General features: G+C 63.5%; 8 protein-coding genes. 2 read left to right on the top strand and 6 right to left on the bottom strand.

Annotated elements, in window-relative coordinates; all coding sequences use genetic code 11:
* Positions 1-395: 395 nt before the first annotated feature.
* Both GR158_RS18720 and GR158_RS18715 read right to left on the bottom strand, forming a co-directional pair.
* A complete protein-coding gene (locus tag GR158_RS18720) occupies positions 396-8,993 on the bottom strand; it encodes a GH36-type glycosyl hydrolase domain-containing protein (RefSeq protein WP_246665715.1) in 8,598 nt (2,865 codons plus the stop codon).
* A 102-nt stretch (positions 8,994-9,095) separates the two neighbouring features.
* A complete protein-coding gene (locus GR158_RS18715) occupies positions 9,096-9,347 on the bottom strand; it encodes a DUF1488 family protein (protein ID WP_119258563.1) in 252 nt (83 codons plus the stop codon).
* Positions 9,348-9,757: 410 nt separating this feature from the next.
* Between GR158_RS18715 and GR158_RS18710 the strand changes: the two genes are divergently transcribed.
* Positions 9,758-10,099 carry a hypothetical protein gene (locus GR158_RS18710; RefSeq protein WP_119258564.1) on the top strand — a complete coding sequence of 114 codons (342 nt, stop codon included), beginning with the start codon at positions 9,758-9,760 and terminating at the stop codon, positions 10,097-10,099.
* Positions 10,100-10,228: 129 nt separating this feature from the next.
* Here the strand turns inward: GR158_RS18710 and GR158_RS18705 are convergent, their stop codons facing one another.
* The 4 genes from GR158_RS18705 to GR158_RS25530 all read right to left on the bottom strand — a co-directional run bounded on the left by GR158_RS18705 (position 10,229) and on the right by GR158_RS25530 (position 11,284).
* The gene (locus GR158_RS18705) at positions 10,229-10,429 is read right to left on the bottom strand and encodes a hypothetical protein (protein ID WP_119258565.1); all 201 of its coding nucleotides are present in this window, start codon (positions 10,427-10,429) and stop codon (positions 10,229-10,231) included.
* Positions 10,430-10,485: 56 nt separating this feature from the next.
* Entirely contained in the window at positions 10,486-10,734 is a 249-nt protein-coding gene (gene acpP / locus GR158_RS18700) for an acyl carrier protein (protein WP_119258566.1), read from the bottom strand.
* 143 nt (positions 10,735-10,877) lie between these two features.
* Positions 10,878-11,168, bottom strand: coding sequence for a hypothetical protein (locus tag GR158_RS18695; protein ID WP_160872149.1), 291 nt, complete (start codon positions 11,166-11,168; stop codon positions 10,878-10,880).
* Positions 11,162-11,284, bottom strand: a complete 123-nt coding sequence (locus GR158_RS25530) for a hypothetical protein (RefSeq protein ID WP_256365821.1) — start codon at positions 11,282-11,284, stop codon at positions 11,162-11,164. Before GR158_RS25530 ends, GR158_RS18695 begins: the two co-directional genes overlap by 7 nt.
* A 286-nt stretch (positions 11,285-11,570) precedes the next feature.
* Between GR158_RS25530 and GR158_RS18690 the strand changes: the two genes are divergently transcribed.
* Complete coding sequence (locus GR158_RS18690; protein WP_160872148.1) at positions 11,571-11,924, top strand: response regulator; 354 nt, start codon at positions 11,571-11,573, stop codon at positions 11,922-11,924.
* Positions 11,925-12,003: the final 79 nt, after the last annotated feature.

Below are 12,003 nucleotides of genomic sequence, written 5' to 3'. Positions count from 1 at the left end.
AAGCGGGGCGATGGACGTCCGCCGCCTGCAATCGATTTTGCGCCTTTTCAGGCGCTGTGGCAAACAGCGGCAACACGGCGGGTTTGCTCTGGAACAAGGGCGGTCATGGAGCGTTGAGGTGAAGTGAAGTGCCGTCCGCACATGCCACCTACGGCAAGACGATCACGAGCACTCACCGGAGCCTGTCATGGACATCACCACCCTTGTTATCATCCTCCGTGCCGTCGTTCTCTTGGGCGGCGGCTTTTATGGCCGTGGGCGCTGGTATTGAGCCACATCGTTCCCTATGCCCGGCCTGCGCTAGCGAGCCGGGCAATCCAGCCTCGAACACCAAGTTCGCCGTTTGTACCGTGATAAATTCTAGGCGGACGCGACTTTCGAGCTTCATCGACAGCTCATTCAACCAGCACCAGAACATGCCTGTCACCATCCACGGGCAAACGTATCGGGCCGCCGGCGTGGGGCAATGAAGAGCCGTCCAACGTCGCAGAGGGTGGTCGATCGGAAGCCCGTCTGACCTCGATATTGTAGCAAGTGTCTCCCAATTTGACCGTCACCTCGACCTGCGGCCATGATGCCGGCAGGCAGGGTTCCATCACGAGCACTCCGCCTTGCCGGCGCAGGCCGAGGATGCCCTCGATGCCGGCACGGTACATCCAGGCGGCGGAGCCGGTGTACCATGTCCAGCCGCCGCGCCCGATATGCGGCGCGACCGAATAGACGTCGGCGGCCACCACATAGGGCTCGACCTTGTAGCGCAGCGCCGCCTCCGGCGTGCCCGCATGGTTGATCGGGTTGAGGAGCGCGAAGAGACCGTGCGCCTTGTCGCCCTCCCCCAGCCGGGCGAAGGCGAGGATCGCCCACATGGCGGCGTGGCTGTACTGGCCGCCGTTCTCGCGCAGGCCCGGCGGATAGCCCTTGACATAGCCCGGATCACGCGGGGTTGCGTCGAAAGGCGGCGTGAAGAGAAGCGCAAGCCCGTCCTCCCTGCGGATCAGGTGGCGCTCCAGCGACGCCATGGCGGCGGCGGCGCGGGCGGGATCGGCAGCGCCGGACAGGACCGCCCAGGACTGGGCGATGCTGTCGATCCGGCATTCGTCATTGTCTTTCGATCCCAGCCATGAGCCGTCATCGAAGGTGGCACGCCGATACCAGGCCCCGTCCCAGGTTTCCTGTTCAATGGAAGCCTTGAGCGTCTCCGCATGCGCCTTCCAGCGCGCGGCGCGTTCGGGGTCGCGTCCCTCGGCAAGCAGCGCGAACAGCTCGATCGTGCGGATCAGCAGCCAGCCGAGCCAGACGCTTTCCCCCTCGCCACCCTCGCCCACCCGGTTCATGCCGTCGTTCCAGTCGCCGGTGCCCATCAAGGGCAGGCCATGCCGGCCGGTGAGCGCGACGGCTTGGTCGAGGCCGCGGGCGCAATGCTCGAAGAGAGAGGCCGTCTCGCCGGAGGGCGTCGGCTGGAAGAAGGCATCGTGTTCTCCCTCGGCGAGGACCGGTCCATCCAGGAACGGGATGGCCTCATCGAGGATCGCCGCGTCGCCGGCCATTCCGGCATAGGTCGCGGCGGCGAAGGCGAGCCAGACGCGGTCGTCGGAAATCCGCGTGCGAACACCCGCGCCCGAATGGGGCAGCCACCAATGCTGCATGTCGCCTTCGGCAAACTGCCGCCCGGCGGCGCGCAGGATGTGCGCCCGCGTCTCCTCCGGTAGGGCGAAGGCCAGCGCCATGCCGTCCTGCAACTGATCGCGGAAGCCATAGGCGCCGCTGGCCTGGTAGAAGGCCGAGCGCGCCCAGATGCGGCAGGCGAGCGTCTGGTAGAGCAGCCAGCCGTTCAGCATGATATCCATCGCCCGGTCCGGCGTCCTGACCTGCACGGTCTGCAGAAGCGTCTGCCAATGCGTCGTCACGTCGGTAAGAACCGCGCCGAGATCGGCGGCGCGGTAGCGAGTGATCAGCGCGCAGGCCTCCTCCGCCGAAGCGGCCTCGCCGAGAAAGGAGACGAGTTCGATGCTTTCGCCCGGATTGAGTTCGATCGTGCATTGCAGCGCAGCGCAAGGATCGAGGCCTGCACCGACCTTGGCGCCGAGCGGCATTCTCCTTGCGAGCGCCGCCGGTCGCGCGGAGCTGCCGCCCCGCCCGAGGAATTCCGTGCGGTCGGCGGTCCATGCGGTCTGCCGTCCGCCGAGATCGGTAAAGGCGATGCGACCGGGAAAACCCATGGCCGATCGATTGCAGGCGAAGACCGCCCTCGTCTCAGCGTCCAGGGATGTTGCGATGAACGGCGCACTTGCACCGCGCAGGGTGCCGAGCACCCATTCGGCATAGCTCGTGACCGACAGGCGGCGCGGCAGCGACGAATGGTTGGTCAGCGTCAACCGCGAAATGCGGATGGGATCGGCAAGCGGCACATAGGAGAGCAGGTCGCTTTCGATCCCGTGCGCCCGATGCGCGAAACGGCTGTAACCGAAGCCGTGGCGCGCCACATACCGTCCGGAATCTCGGATCGGCTGGGGTGTGGGGCTCCAGAGGTCGAGTGTCTCCTCGTCGCGGATATACAGGGCCTCACCGGAGGGGTCGCCGACCGGGTCGTTGGACCATTGCGTGATCTGGTTTTCACGGCTGTTTTCCGCCCAGCTATAGGCGCTGCCGTCGCTCGACACCTGGAAACCGAAGGCGGGATTGGCGATGACGTTGATCCAGGGCATCGGGGTCGTCGCGCCGTTTTCCAGCACGGTCACATATTCCGTGCCGTTCCTGTCGAACCCGCCCAGCCCATTGAAAAACTCCAGGTCCTTCGGTAGCGCGACCATCTCGGCCGAGGGCTTCGACGGAAAGCGCGGCGGTAGAGGCGCTGGGCGCTCGCTGCTGGAGGAAAGGCTCGCCAACTGATCGGCGATCAAGCCACGATGGGCCGACAGCACGACGCGCGCGGTGGCGTTCAGGAGGTTTTTCGTCTCCTGGTTCAGGAAATCGGCGCGCAGCACGTGCACCGCGCCCTGCGCCGGCATGTCGCCGAAACGCGGGCGGGACTGGCTGGAGCGCACGGCGGCCTCGACGGCGTTCTGCAGATCCTGCACATAGGAGGCAGCGCGCTCGTTGACGATCACCAGATCGACGGCGAGCCGCTTGATGCGCCAGTATTCGTGCGCGCGCAGCATCTGGCGCAGCTGCGGAAGGTCTTCGGCATCCTCGATGCGCAGCAGCACGATCGGCAGGTCGCCCGAGATGCCGTAAGGCCAGAGGCCGGATTGCGGCCCGGCGCCGGCGAGAATGGCATTCGAGGCGGGACGAAACCGCGCGTCGGCATAGAGGATGGGCGCGGCAAGACGCTGGAAGTCGGCCGCCTCCTCCAGATCCATGTCGAGATGGTGAAGCTGCACCTGCGCCTGGGTCCAGGCAAGCGTCTTCGCCCGCTCGAAGGCGCTCCTGTCGTGGTGCTTGTCGATCCGTTCGAGGAGCTCTTCCCGCGAGCTGGCGACGACCGTCCAGAAGGCGACGCGCGCCACCTTGCCGGGAAGCACCCGCACGCTGCGGCGCAGCGCGAAGATCGGATCGAGAACGGTTCCCGCGGTGTTGGACAGCGCCTGCCCGTCGTGGATGGCCGCGGCGGTGGCGATGGAACGGCCGCGCCCGAGGAAACGGGCGCGATCGGATTCGTATTGCGAATCGGCAACCGCATCGCCCTCGAACACCGCGAAATGGGCGGCCCAGATCTCGGCCTCCGAAGGCGCGCGGCGGCGCCGCGTGGCGATGAGCGCGCCGTACTCCGGCAAATACTCGGTCTCGACGAACATCTTGGCGAAAGCGGGATGCGCGTTGTCGGTCGCCGGCGTGGCAAGCACCAGTTCGGCATAAGAGGTCAGCTCGATCTCGCGCACTCGTCGCCCGCTATTGGTGAGGCAGATCCGGCGCACCTCGCCGTCATCTTCGCCGGAGACGATGACATCCATCTCCGTCGTCAGCGTCTCGTCATGGCGAATGTATTGCGCGTGATCCTCGCCGAAGACCACCGAGGCCTCGGCCCTGTCGCCCGTTGCCAGGGGGGTGAGTGAAAAGACTGTGCCAGTCTGCATGTCCCTGAGAAAGATGAAGGCGCCGCAATCGTCGCGGGTCGCATCCTCGCGCCAGCGCGTGACGGCGATATCGCGCCAGCGGCTGTAGCCGCCGCCCGAGGCCGTCAGCATCACCGCATAGCGCCCGTTGGACAGGAGATGCGTGACCGGCGCGCCGGCGACGGGCAGCGCCAGCCGGCGCACCGACGGCGCCGGGTTCAGTGAAATTCCTGCGGATGCCTTGACCTCCTCGGCGCGCGGGCGGGCAATCGCCACGTCGCGCGGCATGCGCTCCGACAGCAGAAGCTCGCTGGCCATGATCATCGGCTCGCGGTGGAACCGCGCCCGCATGCGCCCGTCCTGCAGGAGGACGGCAATGGCAACGATGGTCATGCCCTGATGGTGGGCCATGTAGCTGCGGATGATCTCGACGCGGGCATCTTCGGGCAGGCGGGCGCGGGTGAAATCCAGCGCCTCGTAGAAACCGTGAACGCCGCGCGCGCCGAGGGATTCGAGATGCCGGTAGTTGTCGAGCGCGGCATGGGGATCGACCATGGCGGCAAGGCCGGTGGCATAGGGGGCGACGACCATGTTGCCTGACAGCCCGCGCTTGAGGCCGAGCCCCGGCACGCCGAAGTTGGAATATTGATAAGTGAACTCTATATCGCGCGCATTGAAGGCGGATTCCGATATGCCCCAGGGCACGTGCCGCGACCGCCCATAGGCCTCCTGCCTCGCGACGATCAGCCTGTTCGTGTCGTCGAGCAGGCTTCCCGCCGGCGCGCGCATCACGAGCGACGGCATGAGATATTCGAACATCGAGCCCGACCAGGAGATCAGCGCCGAGCCGCTGCCGAGCGGCGTCGCCGCCCGACCGAGACGGAACCAATGGCGCGTGCTGATATCGCCCTTTGCGATGGCGAAGAAGCTCGCAAGCCGGGCTTCCGAAGCGAGAAGGTCGTAGCAGTTCGGGTCGAGCCCGTTGTCGGCGAGCGAATAGCCGATGGACAGGAGCTTCCTGTCGGGATCGAACAGGAAGGCGAAATCCATGTCGAGCGCCATGGTGCGGGCTGTGTCCGCAAACGCCTGAAGCCGGGCTTTCACGGAGGCGGCATCGTCGCGGAAGACCTGCCGGTCGCGCGCGGCCTGTGTGACGGATCGGGCGAGCGCGCCTATCCAGAACGTAAGATCGGCGGCCGTGCCGTCATCGGCAGGTGCTGCCTGCTCGGCCAGTTTCAAGGCCTTGTCAAGAAGCCGTGTCAATGCCGGTGTTGCGGCCTCGATGGATTGGGGGCCACGCACGAGGGCTTCAGCCTCGTCGAGAATGGCTGTCAGGCTGGCACCGGGATTGCCGGCCGTCTCGCCGAGAGCCATGCGGGCGAGCGCCAGCGTATCACCGAAACCCTCCCCGTCTTCCGCCGGCGGCGTCCCGGCCCACTCCTCGCAGGCATTCGCCAACGCGATCAGGTGGCCGGCGAGATTGCCGCTATCGACGGAGGAGACATAGGCGGGAGCGAGGGTTCTGAGATCGCGTGTATCGTACCAGTTGAAGAAATGCCCGTTGAACCGGTCGAGCCGCTTGAGCGTCGAAAAGGTCGCTTCCAGCCGTTCAAGCGCTTCAAGCGTTCCCACCCAGCCAAAGTCGCGCGCAGCGACCGTCGAGAGAAGATAGAGGCCGATATTGGTCGGCGAGGTCCGGTGGGCGATGGCGGGCAGCGGGGTTTCCTGGAAATTGTCCGGTGGCAGCATGTTTTCCAGCGACGTGACGAAGGTTTCGAAGAACCGCCATGTGCGCCGCGCAACGAGCCGGAGTTCCACCGCATCAGCATCCGAAAGCGCCCGGCCCGGCCGTGCCGTCGGCGATCGGCTGACCCAGAGCGCGATGGCGGGCGCAGCCGACCAGAGGAGTGCCAACAACAGCGCCAAAGCCCAGGCGACCGGCGATAACGCGACGGCAGCGGCAAGAAGGACCAGCGCGACGACGGTGCCGCCGGCCATGTCACGGTAGAAGCCGGCAAGCGTCAGCCGCATCCGGTTTCCAGATGTCGCGGCGGTCGTCCACTCCAAGAGTTTCCTCCGCGTCATCAGCAGCCGGCCAGCGGTTCTGAGCACGGCATCGCAATTGCGCCAGGCCTGATCGGGTAGGAAGGACAGGCCGAGCGCCGCTTGCATAGCGGCGAGCTTGATGTCGCCGACAAGCCTGACGGCATGGCTGCTCAGTTGCAGGCCGCTGCGGCGCGGCAGGATGGCGAAGGCTACCGGCAGGAAAGCGGGAAACGCGATGCAGGCCGCGATGAGCAACGCACCTGTCACGCCCGCCTGCAACGGCATCGCGCAACAGGCTACGAGCGCCGCGAATATCGATGGTGCAATGAGGGTACGGCGCAGATTGTCCAGCATTTTCCAGCGGCCGAGTGCGGGAAGCGCCCGCCGTCCGAATATCCAGGGCAGCAGCTGCCAGTCGCCGCGCGTCCAGCGGTGCTGGCGCCGGGCGGCGACGTCGTAGCGCGACGGAAAATCGTCGACCACCTCGACATCGGAGGCAAGCCCCGCCCGCGCGAACGTGCCCTCGAAAAGGTCGTGGCTGAGAAGGGTATTCTCCGGTATGCGCCCGGCCAGCGCCGCCTCGAAGGCATCGACGTCATAAATGCCCTTGCCGGTATAGGAACCCTCACCGAACAGATCCTGATAGACGTCGGAAACGGCCGCCGCATAGGGATCCATGCCGCCGGGCGCGGAAAAGACCCGCTGGTAGAGCGAGCCTTCGCGGCCGATGGGAAGCGACGGGGTGACACGCGGCTGGATGATCGCATAACCATCGACGACCCGCTGCTGCCCGATATCGAAGCGCGGCCGGTTGAGAGGATGCGCCATCTTGCCGATCAGCCGCAGGACCGTGTCGCGCGGCAGTTTCGTATCCGCGTCGAGGGTGATGACATAGCGCACGTCCGGCGGGACGGACGGCGACTTTCCGCCGAGCGCCATGAAGCTGGTGTCAGTGGCGCCGCGCAGCAGGCGGTTGAGCTCGTGCAGCTTGCCGCGCTTGCGCTCCCAGCCCATCCAGAGGGTCTCGCCGGCATTGAACCGGCGCTTGCGGTGCAAAAGCAGGAAGCGGTCGCCAGAAGGACCCGGCCCGTGCCGGTGATTGAGGTCGGCCATGGCCTCGACAGCGAGCGCGAGAAGCGCACCATCGCCCTCGACGGTCTCCTGCGAGGCATCCTTCCCGTCGGTCAGCAGGGCAAAACTCAGGTCGCCGCCAGCGCCCGAGAGATGATGGACCTCCAGCCGCTCGATCTGCTCCAGCAGGTCGGCACGATTGCTCAGGAGCGTCGGCACGACGACCAGCGTGCGTGACGACGATGGGACACCCTGCGCGAGTTCGAGACCCGGAAGGCGGGTCGCGCCATGGCTCCAGTTCACGAAGCGGTTGACGAGCGCCGTCGCTATATCGCTCGCCGGCAGCAGCGCCAGCACGGCGAAGACGGCCATGCCGGATACGGAAAGACCGGCGATGGACAGCAGCCATAGCGCCATCGCCACAAGCATCGCCGTCATGAGGCCGATCGCCCCGACATAGCCGGCAATGCCTGTGCGCGCCGCCAGCCTCAGAGCGATCAGATGCTTGGGCGGGCGGAACCCGATCGTGCGCTCGAAGGCCGGCCGCCCTTCCGCGATCAGATGGTAGCCCGGATCCCCGACACGTTCGGCCTGCGAGGCGGTGTCGCCCGTGACCGGTGCCGCCCGTGCCGCTTCCACCGCCTGCCCTGCAATGTCGAGTTCCGACAGGTCCGAGCCGCGGGCGAGGTCTTCGATGGCGCTGCGATAGAGGTTGCGCGTGGCAAAATCCATGCGGGCGAAGCTGCCGTCGGCCGAAAGGCGCGCATCGACGAGGCTGACCTTTTCAAAAAGATCGGCCCAGTCGACATCGCTGATCAGCCGCATGCTGGTGATGATGTTCCTGATCGTGACATTCGACGCGCCCTGGCGCTGCTGGGCATGCCGCACCACAGCGTCAACCGAACTGTCCTGCCTCGCCAGCCGCGCCTCCAGCCAGCCATGCGCCGGTGTCGTGCTGGGGTCCTGGTCGCGCAGCCGTTTGGCAAGCTGGGCCGCGAAGAGCTCGGGTAGGGGGTCGGCGGAGACCTTTTCAAGCGCGCTGCCGCGACCCTCGTTCGCCAATAGCCGGTCGGCCAGCGCATCCGCCTCGGCACGCATGCGGCGCCCGGCGGTGATCTGGTCGGCAAGCCTGCGCAGGTTCTCGACGAGCACGATGCGCAGGGTGATCGCCACAGCCCACAATTCGCCGATCGTCAGAGGCTGGACCTTCTGATAGGCGGCGATGAAGCGGACGAGCGTCTCTGGATCGAAATGGCTGTCGGTGTGCGCGACGAAGGCCCAGGCAATGCCGAAGACGCGCGGATATCCGGCGAACGGCCCCTCGGCGAGTTTTGGCAGCTGCCTGTAATAGTTGGGCGGCAGGTCGTCATGTATCTCGCGGATTTGCTCCTCGACCAGATGGTAGTTGTCCAGCAGCCATTCGGCCGCCGGCACGACGCCGCGCTCGTTCTCCACCTCCAGGGCGCTGGCACGGTAGGCGGCAAGCAGGACCGCCGCGTTGCTCTTAAGGCGCTTGTGCAGCGACTGGACGGACGGCGGCCGCTTCGTTACCGGTTGGGCAAGCGCAAGGGTCGCGGCGTGCTGCTCGAGCCGTTCGATGCCGAACAGTTCCTCCCGCACGGGCATGGGATCGTTCCATGGCATGCCCGGTGCCCGGCGGAAACCGAATCCGGACGACGGACTGTTGCCCTCGCCTTTCCCGTCCGTAACTACTTGCGGCTCCGGCGCCGACTTGGAGCCCACCTCAGGATGGTGGGTCCTTTCGGCAACGGCGGTTTCCGAATTGCCGATGTCTTGCACGCCACGCTCTTGGCCTCTGGCCATAATCATTCCTTTGCCCAGATGCGGCCAGGCAGCCGGCCGGGCGAAACCCGGCAATCGTGTTGGGGATGTGGGGCGCCGAAGCTTCGTCCGGGAGCGGCGCTCTCAGCCGAAATCGGCACGCGTCAGGACGTAAACCGGCTTTCGGCCAGCGGAATAGGCGCGCCGCGCCGCCTTGTAGACAGAGACGCGGGCATCGTCGAAAGCCCTGAGATAACCGGCTTCGGATAGCACTCCCGGGAATAGGTCAGCCCCCGCGAAGAACGGAATCTCGAACATGCCGTCATGACCAATGAAACGGATACGCTTGCCGGCCTCTTCATAGCTTCGGCTTTGGTTTGGAAAACTGAGACTCATGGAACGTTCCTCGCGGTGAACGGCTGCTTCTTCGATACGAAAAGCCGCCATGAGCACCGGAATAGTCCCGCCGGCGCTGTTTAATAAAGAATTTCATCCAAAAACCTGATGCAGGCTGCACAAAATTCCAAAAACTCAAATAAAGGATGTAACTCACGACTGTAAATTCTCATCGACAACCCATGAGTTCATGTGTTTTTCGATTGCATTCATCATATCACAAAAATTGAAATCATGTGTTTTTGTTTTGCGACCGGAAAACAATGAGGGACTTCAAAGAAAAAAATTTAAATTCATTTGCTTTCTGCGCGTTGAGGCGCACACTGAAACTGTCCGGATTGCCATTGGCTCCAGGTCCGAGCGCGGGCCCTTATCGATCTCGATAATCATCGATTATAGGGAGTAAAGTCATGTCATTCAGTCTGAACATGGAAAAAGCAAAACCCTACATGGTGGGTTTCGTTCTCGGCCTCGTGGCTGCGCCGCTCATCGCCTTCAATGCGGGATGGGTTTCGACCACCAGCGCACGCGCCGAGGCGGTGAGAACCGCGCGGGTAGAGACCCTTGCGGGCATATGCTCCGCGACGGCCGGCCGCATAGCCACGGCCGCGAGCACCGATCTGGCAACCGTCAAGGGATACGAAAACCGTGCAAAGCGGGACGAACTCGTCGCCGCCGCAATGGCCGATATCCAGGTGCCGGCGGATCTTCTCAGCAAGGTCACCTTCGATTGCGGGCGCACATTGTCCTGACGAGCACTGAATTCACAAGATGCGAAGCCGAGGGCGTTTTCGCCTTCGGCTTTCGGTTGGAGTAATTCGTGAATTTCAAGCAGGCAGCCGTTCCTGTCATGCATCCTCCAACCACACCTGCCTCCGTTGCTACTTTCGCTTCAACTTCGGCAAGGGCGCAGGATTGATCACCTCTTTCGCCAGGCGGAGCGCGCGCAACTTCTCGGTCTTCTTTTCCCGCGTTGCTGCCTCCTGGTCGATGATCCTCCAGGCGACCGAGTTGGTCTCCGACGCCTTTTTATCTGCAGTAGTCTTTGTCGGCTTGAAAAACCGTTCGCTGTTCGCTGTCATCCGTCAACTCCTTCATCCCGTAACGACTGATCGTCATCCGGGCGTCCGCTTATCTGTCACGACTGTGCTGCAACGACGAAGTCGATGGCATCCTTAACCGTCAGGAATTCTTCGGCTGGCTGGTCGGGAATGGCGATTCCAAACTCGTCCTCGATGAGCATTACGATCTGGACCATTTCCAGGGAATCAGCACCCAAGTCATCGATAATCGAAGCATCATCGACAACCCTCGTTATCTCGACGGCCAACTGTCCAGTGATAATGTTCCTTACACGCTCGGCTATATCAGCTCTTGCGTCTTCCATGGGCATCTGTCCTGATGAAGGATATTACTGCACCGATGCTGGTTGACGCGATTGAGAGGGGTGAAGCCGATCATATCGGCTTTGGTCCGGGCGGTAGCCCCAAACAAAGCCGATCGCCAAAACCAAGGCGACGAGCATCGCTGTCAGGCGATCGGGCATCGTGGCCACCCAGCGGTGGAACCGCCTTCGTTTTCCCAAATCTCGACGCTGGCGCGCTGCTCTTGCGCGCGCGCCTTACGGGATAGAGGATAGTCCCCAGCATCGATCGTTGCCGAATTGATCAAGCGGATTAGATTTGCCGCGTCTTCGCTGCTGGTCCCCTGCCCTTGCGCAAGGCTGCGTGTCTCGTAGTCGGCGTTTTTGAGAATCTGTCGGAGGACGGTTCGGCGATGCGCTCCCGGAGTATCGGGACCTTTGAAGATGAGGATCACCACAGCCAACCCTCCATGAGGAGGACGAGGATCATCACCAGGCTGACTGCAAAAAACAAATAGCCGCTCGCGGCGTCCGATACATATTGCTGCTGTTTGTGGCGGAAAGCGGAAGACATCGAGTCCTCCTTCATTTTCAGGGCCAGGGTAACCACCCCTCAAACAGCAGCGCCCTTGTCAATGGCTGCTGGAATACGAACCTTGCGCCCAATACCTCGCATTGGCAAGTCTTCAATTGCGGTCGTTTCGTGCTCGCAGCGCGCCAAAGGAGGCGGTCTACGGATGAGAAGACGAAGTACTGTTCAGAATCGATGACTTTGCCACGGGCGCCAATGACGGTGGCCTTGGTCAAAGACGGAACGTTGCGCGGTTCCAGGGGTTGGTGAGCATTGGCAGGAGAATATCGTGCGCAAAGTTCTGGTCGTCGAAGACGAAGTGCTGATCCGCTTGACATTGGTTGACGCGCTGCAAGAGGCGGGCTTCGATGTTCTAGATACCGGCTCGGCAGAGCATGCTATCGAGATCATAAACGAGCAGACGATCCATCTGCTTTTCACAGACATCCAGTTGCCAGGCAAGCTAACGGGCCTCGATCTCGCCCATAGAGTTTTCGAGCGTTTTCCCGATGCCGGGATCGTCGTGGCGTCGGGCCGGATACAGCCGATGAGCACGGATTTACCGCCTGCGGCAAAGTTCTTTTCAAAACCATTCGGCTTCGACGAGATCATCGCGTGCTTCAAAGGGATGAATCGCCCCTAGATTTCAGCCACACTCCGCATGCATATATGTGGCTGCGCAAGCGATATGATCCGTGGCATAACGTGCAGGGCCGAGTTCG

This window comes from Shinella sp. AETb1-6, assembly GCF_009826875.1.
In the GTDB taxonomy this organism is placed as follows: Bacteria; Pseudomonadota; Alphaproteobacteria; order Rhizobiales; family Rhizobiaceae; genus Shinella; species Shinella sumterensis.
The sequence above is the reverse complement of the archived record's forward strand: the minus strand, read 5'-3'. Positions and strand labels throughout refer to the sequence as shown.